Genomic DNA, 14,346 nt, shown 5'->3' on the forward strand with positions numbered 1-14,346 from the left:
CAACGTCCCGCCTCGAATTTGAGTATTATTGAGCGATAAAGTCGTGAAGGGATCCTCTATGAAGCAAATTCGAATGCTTGCCCAGTACTACGTCGACCTGATGATGAAGCTTGGGCTGGTGCGTTTCTCCATGCTGCTGGCGCTGGCGCTGGTCGTTCTGGCCATTGTCGTGCAAATGGCCGTCACCATGGTTCTGCATGGCCAGGTCGAGAGTATCGACGTCATCCGCTCTATCTTCTTTGGCTTGCTCATTACCCCCTGGGCGGTCTATTTCCTTTCCGTGGTGGTCGAACAGCTGGAGGAGTCCCGTCAGCGCTTATCAAAACTGGTCGATAAGCTTGAGGAGATGCGCGAGCGTGACCTGAAGCTCAACGTTCAGCTTAAAGACAACATCGCGCAGCTGAATCAGGAAATTTCAGATCGTGAGAAGGCGGAGGCCGAGCGTCAGGCCACGCTGGAACAGCTGAAAATCGAAATGAAAGAGCGCGAGGTGACGCAGATCCAGCTTGAGCAGCAATCCTCCTTCCTGCGTTCGTTCCTGGACGCGTCGCCGGATCTGGTGTTCTACCGTAACGAAGATAAAGAGTTTTCCGGCTGTAACCGGGCGATGGAGCTCCTGACCGGGAAAAGCGAGAAGCAGCTGATTCACCTGAAGCCGCAGGACGTTTACTCCGAAGAAGCGGCCGCCAAGGTCATGGAGACGGACGAAAAAGTGTTCCGCCATAACGTCTCGCTGACCTACGAACAGTGGCTGGATTACCCGGACGGGCGCAAAGCCTGTTTTGAGATCCGCAAGGTACCGTACTATGACCGCGTCGGAAAGCGCCACGGCCTGATGGGCTTCGGCCGTGATATTACCGAGCGTAAGCGCTATCAGGACGCGCTGGAGCGCGCCAGCCGAGACAAGACCACCTTTATCTCCACCATCAGCCACGAGCTGCGTACGCCGCTCAACGGCATTGTGGGGCTGAGCCGCATTCTGCTCGACACCGACCTGACCGCAGAGCAGGAAAAATACCTCAAGACTATCCATGTCTCGGCGGTCACGCTGGGTAATATTTTCAACGATATTATTGATATGGATAAAATGGAGCGCCGTAAGGTTCAGCTTGATAACCAGCCGGTTGATTTCACCAGCTTCCTTGCCGATCTGGAAAACTTATCTGGTCTGCAGGCGCAGCAGAAGGGGCTGAATTTTGTCATGGAGCCCACCCTGCCGCTGCCGCATAAGGTCGTTACCGATGGCACGCGGCTGCGTCAGATCCTGTGGAACCTCATCAGCAACGCGGTGAAATTTACTCAGAAGGGGCAGGTGGCGGTGCGTATCCGCTATGACGAAGGTGACATGCTGCACTTCGAGGTGGAGGATTCCGGGATTGGCATTCCGCAGGAGGAGCAGGACAAAATTTTCGCGATGTACTACCAGGTGAAGGACAGCAACGGCGGAAAACCGGCCACCGGCACCGGTATTGGCCTGGCGGTGTCTAAACGGCTGGCGAAGAGCATGGGCGGTGACATCACCGTTGCCAGCCAGGCAGGCAAAGGGTCAACCTTCACGCTGACGGTGCATGCGCCGGCGGTGGCGGAAGAGGTAGAGGATACCTTTGAAAACGACGATATGCCGCTACCTGCGCTGCACGTCCTGCTGGTGGAGGATATTGAGCTTAACGTGATTGTAGCGCGCTCGGTGCTGGAAAAACTGGGCAACAGCGTGGATGTCGCGATGACCGGTAAGGCCGCGCTGGAGATGTTTACACCGGGCGAATATGACCTCGTTCTGCTGGATATCCAGTTGCCGGATATGACCGGGCTGGATATCTCGCGTGAGCTGACGCGTCAGTACGCGGCTGACGAACTGCCGCCGCTGGTGGCGCTGACGGCGAACGTACTGAAAGATAAAAAAGAGTATCTCGACGCCGGTATGGACGATGTACTCAGCAAGCCTCTGGCGGTGCCTGCTCTGACCGCCATGATCAAGAAGTTCTGGGATACCCACGATGAAGAGGAGAGCACCATGACGCCTGTTGATAGCGCTAAAGCCCAAACGATACTCGATACCGCGATGCTGGAGCAGTACATCGATCTGGTGGGCCCGAAACTGATTACCGACGGTCTGGCGGTGTTTGAAAAAATGATGCCGGGCTATCTGAGCGTGCTGGAGTCAAACCTGACGGCGCGTGACCAGAAGGGCATTGTCGAAGAAGGGCATAAAATCAAAGGCGCGGCCGGCTCGGTCGGATTACGCCACCTGCAGCAGCTGGGCCAACAGATTCAGTCGCCTGATTTACCTGCATGGGAAGATAACGTGGGTGATTGGGTTGAAGAGATGAAACAAGAGTGGCAGAACGACGTTGCGGTGCTTAAAGCCTGGGTGGACGCCAGAAAAAAATGACCCCGGCTAGACCGGGGTGCGCGAATACTGCGCCAACACCAGGGAAATCGTGGCTGCGCCTGTTTTTTAAAGTAATTTTCGAATCGGCGCCGCCGGAAAAATTTAGGCCGCACGCAGATAAGATAGCAAATCTTAAATGGTTTGTTACATGAATCAGTGAAATGTGTGAAGCATAGCGTTTTAATCAAAATTATTAATGCGCTTCAGCGAGTTGCAAAGAAGGATCGTCAAGATGAAAAAAATTGGTGTCGTCCTCAGCGGATGCGGTGTTTTTGATGGTTCAGAAATACATGAAGCCGTAATCACGCTGCTGGCCCTGGCTAAACAGGAAGCAGAGGTTATTTGTTTCGCGCCAGATAAAAATCAGGCGGATGTGATTAACCATTTGACCGGTGAGCCGATGGCTGAAACGCGCAACGTGCTGATTGAAGCCGCGCGTATTGCCCGGGGAGAGATTCATCCGCTGGCGCAGGCAGAGGCCGCTGAGCTGGATGCACTCATTGTTCCGGGCGGCTTCGGCGCCGCGAAAAACCTCAGCACCTTTGCCGCCGAAGGCGCCGCGTGCAGGGTGGACCCTGATTTAAAAGCGCTGACGCTGGCAATGCATGCGGCGGGCAAGCCGCTGGGCTTTATCTGTATCGCACCGGCCATGCTGCCAAGCATTTTCGATTTCCCGTTACGGCTGACGATCGGAACAGATATTGATACCGCAGAGATCGTCGAGGAAATGGGAGGCGAACACGTTCCGTGCCCGGTCGATGACATTGTGGTGGATGAAGACAACAAGGTTGTCACCACGCCCGCGTATATGCTGGCGCAGAATATTGCGGAAGCCGCCGTGGGCATTGAAAAGCTGGTAGCCCGGGTGCTGGTGCTGACAGAATGAGGCGTCAGTTTTCCGCAGTCGCATGGGGGAAACGCCTTCTTCTACGTACCTTTCTCATGCTGGCGGTGTTCTGGGGAGGCGGGCTGGCCGTGTTCAGCATTTTGCCGGTACCGTTTTCAGCGGTCATGGTTGAGCGTCAGCTTAGCGCGTGGTTCTCCGGTGATTTCGGCTATGTTGCCCATTCTGACTGGGTGAGCATGGAGGACATCTCTCCGTTCATGGGGCTGGCGGTTATCGCGGCGGAAGATCAGAAATTCCCGGAGCACTGGGGGTTCGATGTGGCCGCGATTGAAAAGGCGCTGGCCCACAATGAACGTCATGAAAACCGCGTGCGCGGTGCATCAACGCTGTCGCAGCAGACGGCAAAAAACCTGTTCCTGTGGGATGGCCGAAGCTGGGTGCGAAAAGGGCTGGAAGCGGGGCTCACCCTGGGAATGGAAACGGTCTGGAGCAAAAAGCGCATTCTGACCGTTTATCTAAATATCGCCGAGTTTGGCGAGGGGGTATTTGGTGTCGAAGCTGCATCACAACGCTATTTTAATAAACCAGCCAGCAGGCTGAGCATGTCGGAGGCGGCGCTGCTCGCGGCTGTTCTGCCTAATCCTATCCGCTTTAAGGCCAGCGCCCCGTCAGGGTACGTGCGAAGCCGTCAGGCGTGGATCATGCGCCAGATGAATCAGCTGGGCGGAGAGGGGTTTATGCAGCGTAATAATCTTATGTAGGGCGGGTAAGCGCAGCGCCACCCGCCGAGGGGGGAACGTTAGTCTTCGTCGAACCCGGCGTTAAACAGCGCAATTACCGCCGCCAGGGCTTCCTCTTCCTGAGGACCGGTGGCTTCTACCTCAATCTGACGCCCTTTGGCGGAGTCCAGCATCAGCAGCGCAATCACGCTGTTGGCTTCCGCTTCGGTGCCTTCGTCATTACGCAGCAGCACTTCTGCATCGAAACCCTGCATCAGCTCAAACAGCTTCATCGCCGGGCGCGCATGCATGCCCAGCTTATTGGTGATCTCAACGGTTTGTTTTACGGTCATGTTTTACGTTTTTCCAGCGTGCGATGACGGGACTGAACGTTCTTACCGCGCGAGCGGAAATAGTCGGCCAGCTGTTCGGCGATGTAGACCGAACGATGTTTACCGCCGGTACAGCCAATCGCCACCGTCAGGTAGCTACGATTGTTTGTCTCCAGCATAGGTAACCATAGCTCAAGGTAGCTTCGCGTCTGGTAGATAAAATTGTGAACTTCTGTGTGCCGGTCGAGGAACGCCGCGACGGGTTTATCCAGGCCGGTCATTGGACGCAGTTTGGGATCCCAGTGCGGGTTCGGCAGGAAGCGCACGTCGAAAACATAGTCCGCATCAATCGGAATACCGTGCTTAAAGCCGAAGGATTCGAACACCATCGTCAGTTCGCGCTCGCGTTTGCCCAGCAGGCGGGTACGCAGCATTTCCGCCAGCTCGTGGACGGACATCTCTGAGGTGTCGACTATCAGATCGGCTCGGGAGCGCAGCGGCTCCAGCAGATCGCTCTCTTCATCGATTGCGCTCTCCAGCGAGAGATTCTTGCTGGATAGCGGGTGCAAACGACGGGTATCACTGTAGCGGCGGATCAGGGTATTGCGGTCGGCATCAAGGAACAGCAGCTGAGGCGAGAACGCGTCAGGCAGGTTACTCATTGCCTGTTCGAAGATCTCCGGGGATTCGGGCATGTTACGCACGTCGATACTGACGGCGGCGGAGGTTTGTCTCTCCGCTAGCGTGCGTGCCAGATCGGGCAATAACACGACCGGCAGGTTATCGACGCAGTAAAAACCCATGTCTTCCAGCGCACGCAGGGCGACGGATTTTCCCGACCCTGAACGACCGCTGACAATCATCAGCACCATGTTCCGTTTCTCCTCAGGACAACAGATGTGAAGGCCATCACCTGGTTATGCGTCATCCTGATTGCCTTCTGCTTCAGTGATAATTTGATAAAGCTCTTCATCACTTTGGGCCGAGCGCAGTCGACGGCAGATGGTTTTATCCGCCAGACGTTTAGCAACCAGCGAAAGCGTATGCAGATGGGTCTTGGTCTGGTCGGCAGGCACCAGCAGCGCGAAGAGGAGATCGACGGGCTGGTTATCAATGGCGTCAAAAGCGATTGGCGTTTCCAGCTGCACAAACACACCGACGGCACGCAGGGTGTCCTCTTCCAGCTTGCCGTGCGGGATCGCGATACCGTTGCCGATACCGGTACTGCCCATCTTTTCACGGGTCAGAATCGCTTCGAACACCACCTGCGGCGGCAGGCCCAGCTGTTTTGCAGCCAATTCACTGATGATCTCCAGCGCACGTTTTTTGCTCTGGCAGTGAACGGCACTGCGGGTACATTCCTGGTTAAGGACATTGCTCAGTTGAAGAGCGGAATCGTTGTTTATCATAATTTCACCTAAGCGCTAACTGTACAAATGGCCTGTTGTGTTTCACAACAGGCCGTCCTGCACCCGTTAACTGCCCGGACAATTAGTGTTGTTTCAGTTTATCTTTATGTTTATTGAGCTGTCGCGCAAGCTTGTCAATCAAGCCGTCGATAGCCGCGTACATGTCCTGCCCTTCCGCACTGGCATGGAGCTCACCCCCGTTTACATGCAGGGTCGCATCCGAGATATGAGTCACTTTCTCCACTTTTAACACAACGTAGACCTGGTTGATCCTTTCGAAATACTGTTCAAGTTTCGCGAACTTAGCGTTCACGAAGTCACGTAAGGCCTCAGTAATCTCGACGTTGTGTCCTGTGATATTGAGCTGCATAGTGTCTTCCTTATCGGTTGTGTCAGACCAGCTGTTTACGCTGGTTAGACGGCGGAATGGATAAAGACTCTCGATACTTCGCAACAGTACGACGTGCCACCATAATACCCTGATCGGACAGCATGGTGGTCAACTTACTGTCACTTAGTGGCTTCGCGGGGTTCTCCGCGGCGATCAACTTCTTCACCAGTGCGCGAATCGCCGTTGACGACGCTTCGCCGCCGCCCTCGGTGTTCACATGGCTGGAGAAGAAATACTTAAGCTCAAAAATACCGCGCGGACTGTGCAGATACTTCTGCGTGGTGACGCGGGAAATGGTGGATTCATGCATCTCGACGGCCTGGGCGATATCCGCCAGTACCATCGGTTTCATATACTCTTCGCCCTGCTCAAAGAATGCCTGCTGCTGTTCGACGATGCAGCGGCTCACGCGCAGCAGGGTATCATTCCGGCTCTCCAGGCTCTTGATCAACCATCGCGCTTCCTGAAGATTGCTGCGAATATATTGATTGTCGGAGTCGTTGCGCGCGCTGGTGCACATAGAGGCGTACTGCTGGTTGATTTGCAGGCGAGGGATGCTGTCAGAGTTCAGTTCAACGACCCAGCGGTCATTGTGTTTTCTGACCAGCACGTCCGGGATAACGTACTCGGGTTCGCTGGTCTGGATCGACTGACCGGGACGCGGATCGAGAGACTGGATCAGATTTACCGCCTCTTTCAGCACCTCTTCCTTCAGGCGCGTCACGCGCATCAGGGTGCGGAAATCGTGGTTAGCCAGAAGATCCAGATGATCGCTGATGATTAAGCGCGCCTCGTCGAGCCACGGCGTCTCTTTGCTGAACTGAGAAAGCTGGATCAGCAGACAGTCGCGCAGGTCCTTCGCGGCCACCCCGACCGGATCGAAGCGCTGGATGCGTTTCAGTACCGCTTCAATCTCCTCAATCTCAATCTCTTCATCGCCCATGCTTTCCAGAATGTCGTCCAGCGTGACGGTCAAATAACCGGTGTCATCAACGGCGTCGACAATCGACGTGGCAATGGCGCGGTCGGTATCGGAGAAGGGGGTAAGCTCTACCTGCCACATCAGGTAATCCTGCAGCGACTGGGTGGTTTCGCCCTGGTAGACCGGTAGCTCGTCGTCCTGGTAGTCTGCACGCGTGCCGGAAGGGGTGCCGGCGGTATAGATTTCATCCCAGCTGGCATCCAGCGGAAGCTCGTCCGGCATCTCTTTTTGTTCGAGTGCATCCGCGGTGTCGAGCGCTTCTGTATCCTGTGACTGCTGGGTGTCTACCTCGTCATGAAGATCGGCTTGCTCCAGCAGGGGATTGCTGTCCAGCGCCTGCTGGAGCTCCTGCTGAAGTTCTAACGTGGACAGCTGCAACAGGCGAATTGCTTGCTGTAGCTGCGGCGTCATCGCCAGCTGTTGGCTGAGCCTTAATTGCAAACCTTGCTTCATGTTCAGAGCATTTTTCTCCGGTTCGGCGTTACGTTACCTCTACCCTATCAGAGTCTGAAGTCTTCCCCAAGATAGACGCGCTTAACATGATCGTCTTCGAGGATCTGCTGCGGCGTACCGTGGGCGATCAGATTGCCCTGGCTCACGATATATGCGCGTTCACATACCGCCAGCGTTTCACGAACGTTGTGGTCGGTGATCAGCACGCCAAGCCCGCTGTCACGCAGATGCTCGATAATGCGTTTAATGTCGATAACGGAGATTGGGTCAACGCCCGCAAATGGTTCATCCAGAAGGATAAACTTCGGATTGGCGGCCAGCGCGCGCGCAATCTCAACACGACGGCGTTCCCCCCCGGACAATGCCTGGCCCAGGCTGTCGCGCAGGTGCTCGATGTGAAACTCTTCCATCAGCTCGTTGGCGCGATCCTGACGCTGTTCGTTGGTCAGGTCGTCGCGAATTTGCAAGACCGCCATCAGGTTATCAAAGACGCTCAGACGACGGAAAATAGAGGCTTCCTGCGGCAGATAGCCGATGCCACGGCGCGCGCGCGCGTGCAGCGGCAGCAGGCTGATGTCTTCATCGTCAATAATAATGTTGCCGGCATCGCGCGGCACAATACCAACCACCATGTAGAAGGTGGTGGTTTTACCCGCACCGTTCGGGCCAAGCAGGCCCACAATTTCGCCGGAGTTGACGGTCAGACTGACATCTTCTACGACACGGCGGCCTTTGTAAGCCTTCGCGAGATTTTTTGCAGTTAATGTTGCCATAGCGAATTAGTTACTCTTCTTCTGTGCCGGGGCCTGGCCCTTGCCTTTGTCCTGCAGCTGCGACGGAACCAGCACGGTGGTTACGCGTTTGCCTTTCTCGCTGGAGGCCTGCATTTTTTGCTCTTTAACCAGATAGGTAATCTGGTCACCGGTAATATTGCTGTCCAGCTGTTCCAGATAGGCGTTTCCGGTCAGGATGACCAGATCCTTCGCCAGCTCATAGTGCATATGCGAGGCGTGGCCCTTCACCGGCTTGCCGTTGTCCTGCATCTGGTAGAAGGTGGCCGGGTTGCCGTAGCCATCAATGATCTCTTTGCCCTGCTCGCCGCCCGGACGGGTAACGACCACCTTATCGGCATTAATTTTGATGGTGCCCTGCGTCATGACGACGTTACCCGTGAAGGTAACGACGTTACCCTGCATATCGAGAGACTGGGTGTCGGACTCGATATGGATCGGCTGGTCGGTATCGCCCGTTACAGCAAGCGCGGGGAGACTGGCCGCCAGCATCGCGCTGGCGATAATTACTTTAAGGCTGAGTTTGTTTGTTTTGAATTTCATAGGAGGTTCTAACCTTTTCAATCAGCTCGGCGTTCTTGCTGCGTAAGTTCCCGCGCATTCTTAAACCGCTGGAATTAAATGTTGTGCCATACAGTGTGACCAGATCCTGCGACGTCACGTCCTGGGTTACCAGGTTGATCTGGGCATTATCCGTCGTAATTTTTCGCAGTTGCGAGTCAGCGGTCAGGGCGTTGACTTCAACGTGGCCATACAGATAAAGCATACGATCATTTGTCAGTTTGGCCCGATCTGACTTAATTGACCATGTCGGCACTTTGTCTTTATCGAATGTGGTCATGACAGGTTGGGTAAACCACGAAACGCCGTCATCGGAAAAGTATTCAACATGCTGGGCAATCAGGCGATAGTTCAGCGCACCTTCCGGGCTATAGACCACGGTGTCGCTGTGATCGCTTTTATAGGTTGGATCGTTATTGTTGACCACTTCCGTTTGCGTATCGTCGCGATCGGCAAGGTTCACGCCAATCAATACCAGTGCGACAAGCGTAAGCAGAATGATAACCCAACGTCTGGTTTTACTCATATCGATTGCCCTTTGGCCTCATCAAGCTTGCCCTGCGCCAGCAGAAGCAGATCGCAGACTTCACGGACGGCACCCCGGCCACCGTTGATGCAGGTAACGTAGTCAGCGCGCGGGATCAGTAGCGGGTGAGCATCAGCAACCGCGATGCTGAGACCGACTTTAGCCATCACCGGCCAGTCAATCAGATCGTCCCCGACGTAGGCCACGTTCTCCGGTGCGATAGCCAGTTTACCCAGTAAATCGTTGAACGCTGCCATCTTATCGGATTGACCCTGGTAAAGATGGGTAATCCCTAAGGTTTCACAGCGGTCTTCTACCAGTTTAGCTTTTCGTCCGGTGATGATAGCAACCTCGATACCCGAAGTGAGCGCACAGCGGATACCGTAGCCGTCGCGAACGTTAAACGCTTTCAGCTCTTCACCATTATTGCCCATGTAAATCAGGCCATCGGAAAGTACGCCATCCACATCCAGAATGAGCAGACGAATGTTTTCCGCCTTTGCCATCATCTGGGTACTGACCGGACCATAACAGGTTGCAAGGGATGCACCCGCATTACTCATTGTCTTATCCTTTATTACACTACGCCAGCGCGCAGCAGATCATGCATATGTACCACACCCAGCAACTGGTCGCCATCGGCAACCATAACGGAGGTGATATGGCGGGACTGCATCAGGTTCAGCACATCCACGGCTAACGTTCCCGGACGCACGCGGATGCCGCCGGGCGTCATCACGTCGGCAATGCCAAGCGTGCGGACATCTACACCCATGTCGAACACGCGACGCAGGTCGCCATCGGTGAAGATCCCCTGAATTTTCATCAGATCGTCGCACACGACCGTCATACCCAGATTCTTGCGGGTGATTTCCAACAGCGCATCACGCAGGGAGGCTTCTTTACTGACGTGAGGGATCTCATCCCCGGTGTGCATAATATCGTTTACCCGCAGCAGCAGCTTGCGCCCCAGCGCGCCGCCCGGGTGGGAAAGCGCGAAATCTTCCGGCGTAAAACCGCGGGCTTCGAGCAGCGCCACGGCAAGGGCATCGCCCATGACCAGCGCGGCAGTTGTGCTGGACGTCGGCGCCAGGCCCAGCGGACAGGCCTCTTTCGGTACTTTAACGCACAGGTGAATATCGGCCGCACGCGCCATGCTACTTTCCGGACGGCTGGTCATGCAAATCAGGGGGACCTGCAGTCGCTTCAGTACGGGGATCAGCGCCAGAATTTCATTGGACTCCCCGGAGTTGGACAGCGCAATAACGACATCCTGCGGCGTGACCATCCCCAGATCGCCGTGCGCGGCTTCCCCAGGGTGTACAAAGAAAGACGAGGTTCCGGTGCTGGCAAATGTTGCTGCCATTTTGCGTCCAATGTGGCCGGACTTACCCATTCCCATCACCACGACTTTGCCGGCACAGTAGAACATCTTCTCACATGCCAGACTAAAATCCTGATTAATGTACTGATCTAACTGCGCCAGACCTTCTCGTTCAATCTCCAGAACCTCTTTGCCTGCTTTCTGAAAGTCAAAACCCGGCTGCAATTCTATTTGCGACATAATGCGTTTCCGTTTACCCAGAGAGAAGAGGCGAGAGCCAGTACAGCATCGCCATCCATACGATAAATCCACCCGTCAGCAGTGCGCCTGCGCCTTTGCCGATCTGTCGTTGCCGCCGCCAGCAAAGCAGGGCAAATATCACGCTGACCAATAACATCACGCCGTAGTCGCGCGAGAACGCCAGGGGATTAAAGGGCCCTGGCGTAATCAGGGCCGGCAGGCCCATCACAATGGCGATATTGAAAATGTTGGAACCGATAATATTACCAATGGCGATGTCATCTTCCCCTTTACGCGCCCCCGCAATGGCGGTGGCCAGCTCAGGCAAGCTGGTGCCGATAGCAATAACCGTCAGGCCGATCGTCAGCTCGCTCATGGCAAAATAGTTTGCCAGCACCGTCGCGTTATCCACGACCATGCGCGTTGCCATTGGCATGATGATCAGCGCGACGCCAAGCCAGAGCAGGGCGACCGGTAGCGTGCCTTCGCGCGGAAGTTCGGCAACCTGCTCACGCGTCAGGCTGTCCTGACCCTGCTTTTCCGCCTGGCGGGCAATTTTAACACTATACAGCAGCCAGATGACGGCCAGCGCCAGCAGGAAAATGCCGTCGCTGTAGCTCAGTACGCCGTCATAAAATACGCACCCTGCCAGCAGGCTTACGACTAACATTAGCGGCAATTCACGGCGCAGAACATCAGAATGCACGCGAAATGGATGGAGAAGTGCCGCAAGGCCTAAAATCAGTAATATATTGACGATGTTAGAGCCAATCGCGGTGCCAATTGCCAGGTCTAACTGACCATGCAGCGACGCCGAGACGGAGACGATGATTTCAGGAAGTGATGTGCCAACGCTGACCACGGTCATCCCGATGACAACAGGCGGTACGCCCGTCAGGCGACACAGGATAGATGCAGCAAAGACTAAACGGTCAGCACTGTAGACCACTAACAGTAAACCAATAATTAACAGTGCTGTTGCTAAAAGCATCAAAAGTCCTTTCTTCAGGTATACTTGTCGGTCCATCGCGCGGGAATGGCTGGACTGCATACGGTCTGAGGCGTAACGAATTCCTAATTTTGACTTTATGCGCCGGAAAAGTAAAACAAATGCCAGCTTTCGCTAACCTCAACGGCTAATATTCTGTAAAAATGCTGGGTTAAGGGCTGATTCAGGCTGTACGCCTTAACGTGAGCAGGGTAAGAAAGGAACTATAAATGAGCCAAACGATGGCGAATTTAGTCGATGTCCGCGGTGTGAGTTTTTCACGTGGCAATCGTCTGATATTCGATGATATTTCGTTGACCGTACCGCGTGGCAAAATCACCGCCATCATGGGGCCGTCCGGGATCGGTAAAACGACCCTCCTGCGCCTTATAGGTGGTCAGATCCCACCGGATAGCGGTGAAATCCTCTTCGATGGCGAAAACGTCCCGGAGATGTCGCGCTCGCGCCTGTATACTGTCCGCAAACGTATGAGTATGCTCTTTCAATCGGGGGCGTTGTTCACCGACATGAACGTCTTTGATAACGTGGCCTATCCGCTGCGCGAGCATACCAGCCTGCCGCCTGAACTGCTGAAAAGCACGGTGATGATGAAGCTTGAAGCTGTTGGGTTGCGCGGGGCCGCGAAGCTGATGCCTTCGGAACTGTCCGGCGGGATGGCGCGCCGCGCCGCGCTGGCGCGAGCCATTGCATTAGAGCCCGATTTAATCATGTTCGACGAACCGTTTGTCGGACAGGATCCCATCACGATGGGCGTGCTGGTAAAGCTCATCTCTGAACTGAACAGCGCGCTCGGCGTCACCTGTATCGTGGTGTCTCACGATGTACCGGAAGTATTGAGCATTGCCGATTACGCCTATATCGTGGCGGACAAAAAGATCGTCGCACACGGTAGCGCTCAGGCGCTGCAGGAAAATTGCGATCCGCGCGTGCGGCAGTTCCTTGACGGTATTGCTGACGGACCCGTACCGTTCCGCTACCCGGCGGGCGACTATCGTGACGATTTACTGGGAATAGGGAGTTAAGCCACTCATGCTGTTAAATGCGTTGGCCGCTCTCGGACACCGTGGCATAAAAACCATCAGGACGTTCGGGCGTGCCGGATTGATGTTATTCAACGCGCTGGTCGGCAAGCCGGAGTTTAGCAAGCACGCCCCTCTGCTGGTGCGTCAGCTTTATAATGTCGGCGTGCTGTCGATGCTCATCATTATTGTTTCCGGTCTGTTTATTGGCATGGTGCTGGGGCTGCAGGGCTACCTCGTCCTGACAACCTACAGTGCGGAAACCAGCCTCGGGATGCTGGTGGCGCTCTCGCTTTTACGCGAGCTGGGGCCGGTTGTGGCTGCGCTGCTGTTCGCCGGGCGCGCAGGGTCAGCATTAACGGCTGAGATTGGCCTGATGCGTGCCACCGAGCAGCTCTCCAGCATGGAGATGATGGCGGTCGATCCGCTGCGTCGCGTGATCTCGCCGCGTTTCTGGGCGGGGGTGATCTCGCTGCCGCTACTGACTATTCTGTTTGTCGCCGTAGGTATCTGGGGCGGCTCGCTGGTTGGGGTCCACTGGAAAGGCATTGATGCCGGTTTCTTCTGGTCCGCAATGCAGGACGCCATCGATCTGCGCATGGATCTGGTTAACTGTCTGATTAAAAGCGTGGTATTTGCCATTACGGTCACCTGGATTGCATTGTTCAATGGTTACGATGCCATCCCGACGTCGGCGGGCATTAGCCGTGCAACTACACGTACAGTCGTACATTCGTCGCTGGCCGTACTGGGTCTGGATTTTGTGCTCACCGCACTGATGTTTGGGAATTGAGTTCATGCAAACGAGAAAAAATGAAATTTGGGTCGGCGTGTTCCTGCTGCTGGCGCTGCTGGCGGCACTCTTTATCTGCCTGCGAGCGGCAGATATCACCTCAGTACGCACTGAGCCGACGTATCGTATCTATGCCACCTTCGACAACATCGGTGGGCTGAAGGCACGTTCGCCGGTCCGCATTGGCGGTGTGGTGATAGGCCGCGTATCTGACATTACGCTTGATGAAAAAACGTATCTGCCGCGCGTCGCGATGGATATCGAAGAACGTTACAACCACATTCCGGACACCAGCTCCCTTTCTATCCGTACTTCCGGCCTGCTGGGCGAACAATATCTGGCACTTAACGTGGGCTTTGAAGACCCCGAGCTGGGAACGACTATCCTTAAAGACGGTAGCGTTATCCAGGATACGAAGTCCGCGATGGTGCTGGAGGATATGATTGGTCAGTTCCTTTACAACAGTAAAGGGGATGATAAAAAGTCTGACGATGCCCCTGCGCAGAGTGAAGACCATACCAACGTTGCGCCGACCCCTGGTGCTGCGAATTAATTCAG

Annotated in this window: 17 protein-coding genes; 6 read left to right on the top strand and 11 right to left on the bottom strand. The window is 55.1% G+C overall.

The features are described 5' to 3' along the window. Positions 1-58 precede the first annotated feature (58 nt). From arcB to mtgA, 3 genes are all read left to right on the top strand, one after another. Positions 59-2,392, top strand: coding sequence for an aerobic respiration two-component sensor histidine kinase ArcB (gene arcB / locus URZ40_RS13965; protein WP_163329757.1), 2,334 nt, complete (start codon positions 59-61; stop codon positions 2,390-2,392). A gap of 232 nt (positions 2,393-2,624) precedes the next feature. Further along, complete coding sequence (gene elbB / locus URZ40_RS13970; protein WP_166712443.1) at positions 2,625-3,278, top strand: isoprenoid biosynthesis glyoxalase ElbB; 654 nt, start codon at positions 2,625-2,627, stop codon at positions 3,276-3,278. Further along, positions 3,275-4,000 carry a monofunctional biosynthetic peptidoglycan transglycosylase gene (gene mtgA, locus URZ40_RS13975; RefSeq protein ID WP_320720704.1) on the top strand — a complete coding sequence of 242 codons (726 nt, stop codon included), beginning with the start codon at positions 3,275-3,277 and terminating at the stop codon, positions 3,998-4,000. Before elbB ends, mtgA begins: the two co-directional genes overlap by 4 nt. 38 nt (positions 4,001-4,038) lie before the next feature. Here the strand turns inward: mtgA and npr are convergent, their stop codons facing one another. The 11 genes from npr to URZ40_RS14030 form a co-directional block, all read right to left on the bottom strand. Further along, positions 4,039-4,311, bottom strand: coding sequence for a PTS phosphocarrier protein NPr (npr, locus tag URZ40_RS13980; RefSeq protein ID WP_003861872.1), 273 nt, complete (start codon positions 4,309-4,311; stop codon positions 4,039-4,041). Then, the gene (rapZ, locus tag URZ40_RS13985; protein WP_014885397.1) at positions 4,308-5,162 is read right to left on the bottom strand and encodes an RNase adapter RapZ; all 855 of its coding nucleotides are present in this window, start codon (positions 5,160-5,162) and stop codon (positions 4,308-4,310) included. The genes npr and rapZ overlap by 4 nt, the downstream gene beginning before the upstream one ends. A 45-nt stretch (positions 5,163-5,207) precedes the next feature. Continuing rightward, positions 5,208-5,699, bottom strand: coding sequence for a PTS IIA-like nitrogen regulatory protein PtsN (ptsN, locus tag URZ40_RS13990; protein ID WP_116343515.1), 492 nt, complete (start codon positions 5,697-5,699; stop codon positions 5,208-5,210). Positions 5,700-5,781: 82 nt separating this feature from the next. Then, the gene (hpf, locus tag URZ40_RS13995; protein WP_014171818.1) at positions 5,782-6,069 is read right to left on the bottom strand and encodes a ribosome hibernation promoting factor; all 288 of its coding nucleotides are present in this window, start codon (positions 6,067-6,069) and stop codon (positions 5,782-5,784) included. A gap of 22 nt (positions 6,070-6,091) precedes the next feature. Further along, complete coding sequence (gene rpoN, locus URZ40_RS14000) at positions 6,092-7,525, bottom strand: RNA polymerase factor sigma-54 (RefSeq protein ID WP_028014571.1); 1,434 nt, start codon at positions 7,523-7,525, stop codon at positions 6,092-6,094. A gap of 47 nt (positions 7,526-7,572) precedes the next feature. Beyond that, positions 7,573-8,298, bottom strand: coding sequence for an LPS export ABC transporter ATP-binding protein (lptB, locus tag URZ40_RS14005; protein WP_028014570.1), 726 nt, complete (start codon positions 8,296-8,298; stop codon positions 7,573-7,575). 6 nt (positions 8,299-8,304) lie between these two features. Continuing rightward, complete coding sequence (gene lptA, locus URZ40_RS14010) at positions 8,305-8,859, bottom strand: lipopolysaccharide ABC transporter substrate-binding protein LptA (protein WP_028014569.1); 555 nt, start codon at positions 8,857-8,859, stop codon at positions 8,305-8,307. Next, a complete protein-coding gene (lptC, locus tag URZ40_RS14015; RefSeq protein WP_320720705.1) occupies positions 8,828-9,403 on the bottom strand; it encodes an LPS export ABC transporter periplasmic protein LptC in 576 nt (191 codons plus the stop codon). The genes lptA and lptC overlap by 32 nt, the downstream gene beginning before the upstream one ends. After that, positions 9,400-9,966, bottom strand: coding sequence for a 3-deoxy-manno-octulosonate-8-phosphatase KdsC (kdsC, locus tag URZ40_RS14020; protein WP_116343514.1), 567 nt, complete (start codon positions 9,964-9,966; stop codon positions 9,400-9,402). Before kdsC ends, lptC begins: the two co-directional genes overlap by 4 nt. A gap of 14 nt (positions 9,967-9,980) precedes the next feature. After that, positions 9,981-10,967 carry an arabinose-5-phosphate isomerase KdsD gene (kdsD, locus tag URZ40_RS14025; RefSeq protein WP_163329752.1) on the bottom strand — a complete coding sequence of 329 codons (987 nt, stop codon included), beginning with the start codon at positions 10,965-10,967 and terminating at the stop codon, positions 9,981-9,983. 13 nt (positions 10,968-10,980) lie between these two features. After that, entirely contained in the window at positions 10,981-11,958 is a 978-nt protein-coding gene (locus tag URZ40_RS14030) for a calcium/sodium antiporter (RefSeq protein ID WP_028014566.1), read from the bottom strand. 227 nt (positions 11,959-12,185) lie between these two features. Between URZ40_RS14030 and mlaF the strand changes: the two genes are divergently transcribed. Genes mlaF through mlaD form a run of 3 tightly spaced genes read left to right on the top strand, consistent with a single transcriptional unit; the run spans position 12,186 to position 14,341 of the window. Next, on the top strand, positions 12,186-12,998 hold the full coding sequence (gene mlaF / locus URZ40_RS14035) for a phospholipid ABC transporter ATP-binding protein MlaF (RefSeq protein WP_116343511.1): 813 nt from the start codon (positions 12,186-12,188) through the stop codon (positions 12,996-12,998). Positions 12,999-13,005: 7 nt separating this feature from the next. Further along, a complete protein-coding gene (gene mlaE / locus URZ40_RS14040) occupies positions 13,006-13,788 on the top strand; it encodes a lipid asymmetry maintenance ABC transporter permease subunit MlaE (protein ID WP_028014564.1) in 783 nt (260 codons plus the stop codon). Between the two features lie 4 nt (positions 13,789-13,792). Next, the gene (gene mlaD, locus URZ40_RS14045; RefSeq protein WP_041911946.1) at positions 13,793-14,341 is read left to right on the top strand and encodes an outer membrane lipid asymmetry maintenance protein MlaD; all 549 of its coding nucleotides are present in this window, start codon (positions 13,793-13,795) and stop codon (positions 14,339-14,341) included. Positions 14,342-14,346 lie beyond the last annotated feature (5 nt).

The sequence above is a fragment of the Enterobacter sp. 296B2 genome (assembly GCF_034106185.1).
In the GTDB taxonomy this organism is placed as follows: Bacteria; Pseudomonadota; Gammaproteobacteria; order Enterobacterales; family Enterobacteriaceae; genus Enterobacter; species Enterobacter cloacae_N.